Source organism: Nocardia sp. NPDC049149, assembly GCF_043197455.1.
Taxonomy (GTDB): domain Bacteria; phylum Actinomycetota; class Actinomycetes; order Mycobacteriales; family Mycobacteriaceae; genus Nocardia.
In genome coordinates this window covers 1-2,803 of sequence record NZ_JBICTD010000026.1, presented here as the reverse complement: position 1 = coordinate 2,803, position 2,803 = coordinate 1, and the positions used below count along the sequence as shown (strand labels likewise).

The 2,803-nt window shown below is 63.8% G+C and carries 1 protein-coding gene; it reads left to right on the top strand.

What is annotated here, in order from left to right:
- Window positions 1-24: 24 nt before the first annotated feature.
- On the top strand, window positions 25-2,803 hold a 2,779-nt coding region (locus ACGFNJ_RS44045; RefSeq protein WP_393462653.1), incomplete at its 3' end, for an amino acid adenylation domain-containing protein.

Here is a 2,803-nt window from a genome sequence, read left to right as displayed (position 1 = left end):
TTGGCGGCGTTCGGGCATGCGGATGTGCCTTTCGAGCGTTTGGTGGAGGTGCTGAATCCGGCGCGTTCGCAGGCGCGGCACCCGCTGTTCCAGGTCATGCTCTCGGTGCAGAACATGGACCGGGCTCGACTGGAGTTGGAAGGGTCCAGCGTCCAGGTCGAGGAGTTGATGGTCGATCTGGCGAAGTTCGACCTGCAATTCGTGGTCTCGGACGCGCCGGGTGGCGGCGCGACGCTGGAATTGACCTATGCCGCAGACTTGTTCGACGAGTCGACCGCCGCCGATATCGCGCAACGCTGGGTGCGACTCCTCGACGCCGTCTCTGCAGATGCGTCGGTCCCGGTGGGTGATGTCGAAATTCTCGGTGTGGGTGAGCGTGCGGGCTTGGTCGCGCGTGTCGGGGCTCCGGCTGCGGAGGCACGAGTTTTGCCGGAGTTGCTGGCTGAAGTGGCTTCTCGTGATCCGCTCGCGCCTGCTGTGGTGTTCGAGGGGAGAAGTGTGTCTTACGGCGAGGTGGATTCTCGCTCGAATCGTTTGGCGCGGTTGCTTATTGAGCGTGGTGTCGGTGCTGAGGATGTTGTGGCGTTGACGGTGCCGCGCTCGGAGTTGTCGTATCTGGCGACGTGGGGTGTGTCGAAGTCGGGTGCGGCGTTCTTGCCGATTGCGGCGGATCTGCCTAGTGATCGTATTGAGTACATGCTGTCTGATTCGGGTGCCCGGGTTGGTGTGACGGTGTCGTCGGTGCGGGGGCAGTTGCCGGATTCGGTGGACTGGCTGGTGCTCGACGAGTTGGATCTGGGCGGGTATTCGGATGCGGTAGTGACGGATTCGGATCGTGTGCGGCCGTTGCTGCCGCAGCATCCTGCGTATGTCATCTATACCTCGGGCACGACAGGTCGGCCGAAGGGCGTGGTGCTCACGCACGCCGGTCTGGCCAACTTCCGCGCCGAGCAGAATGAGCGGTATGGGCTCGATAGTTCTACTCGGGCACTGCATTTCGCTTCGCCGAGCTTCGATGCCTCGATCCTGGAGTTCCTGCTCGCGGTCGGTGGCGGCGGCGCATTGGTGGTGGTGCCGCCGGGCGTCTATGGCGGTGCTGAGCTTGCTTATCTGATTCGCTCGGAGCGGGTCACGCATGCGATGTTGACGCCGTCGGTGCTGGCGTCGATGGATCCGGCGGCGTTGGCCGGCTTGCAGGTCGTGATCGCCGGTGGTGAAGCGGTTTCGGCCGATCTGCTGACCAAGTTCGCTACGGCGGACGAAGGCTCCGGCGTGTCTCGTCGGTTCTTCAATGCGTACGGTCCGACCGAGTCGACGGTTGCGTCGAATATCAGTGGTGTGCTGTCCCCGGGTGATCGGGTGACCGTGGGTGGTCCGATCCGGGGTATGCAAGCGCTGGTGTTGGATGCGCGGTTGCAGCCGGTGCCGGTGGGCGTTGCGGGTGAGTTGTATGTGTCGGGCATTCAGTTGGCGCGCGGCTATCTCGATCGCGCTGGTTTGACCGCAGAGCGTTTTGTCGCCAATCCGTTCGCCGTTGACGAGCGGATGTATCGCACGGGCGACGTGGTGCGCTGGACTGCCGATGGTGCGGTCGAGTACGTGGGTCGTTCGGACTTCCAGGTGAAGGTGCGTGGTTTCCGCATCGAACTCGGCGAGATCGACGCGGCGTTGACCACGCATCCGAGCGTGGATTTCGCGGTGACGGTGGGTCACACGGGTCCCGCGGGTGTGACGGTATTGGTGTCGTATGTCGTTGCGGTGCCGGGACATTCGGTGGATGTCACGGAGTTGTCGGGGGATCTGGCGCGGCGCTTGCCCGCGTATATGGTGCCGTCGTCGATCATCGTGATCGATCGGGTTCCGTTGACGCCGACCGGGAAGCTGGATCGTCGGGCGTTGCCTGCGCCGGTGTTCGAGGTGCGGCAGTTCCGTGCGCCCTCGACGCCGATCGAAGAGATCGTTGCGCAGGTCTTCGGTGAGGTACTCGGCGTCGAGCGGATCGGCGCCGACGACGACTTCTTCACTCTCGGTGGTAATTCGCTGATCGCGACCCAGGTGGCTTCTCGTTTGGGGAGCGCGTTGGATACCTCGGTGCCGGTGCGATTGTTGTTCGAGGCCTCGACCGTGGCCGCGCTGGCCGCTCGGGTCGAATCCCATGTCGGCGACGGCGCGCGACGGGAGCTGGTGGCGCGTGAGCGTCCGGAGCGGGTGCCGTTGTCGTTGGCGCAGCAGCGGATGTGGTTCCTCAACCGGTTCTCGGTGGGTAGCGCCGACGCGGCGGAGTCGGCGGTCAACAACATTCCGGTTGCTATCCGGCTCTCGGGTGAGCTGGACGTGGCCGCGTTGCAGATTGCTGTCATTGATGTGATCGACCGCCACGAATCGCTGCGCACGGTATTCCCGGACACCGCTTCCGGTCCGGTGCAGGTGATTCTGGATGCGGCACAGATTGTTCCGGACCTGACGCCCGTTCCGGTCACCGAGGCCACCTTGCTCGATCACCTGATCGAGCTTGCGTCCCTGGCTTTCGACGTCACCAGCGAGGTGCCGCTGCACGCGCGGCTTTTCGAGATCAGCGAATCCGAGTACGTGCTCGGTATGGTGGTGCACCACATTTCCACCGACGGCTGGTCGATGACGCCGCTGGCCCGCGACGTCATGGTCGCCTATGCCGCGCGCACGCTGTGGGAGTACCCGGCGTGGACCGAGCTTCCGGTGCAGTATGCGGATTATGCGTTGTGGCAGCGTGAGGTGTTGGGTTCGGAGGATGATGCGGGTTCGTTGATTGCCAATCAGATTCGTT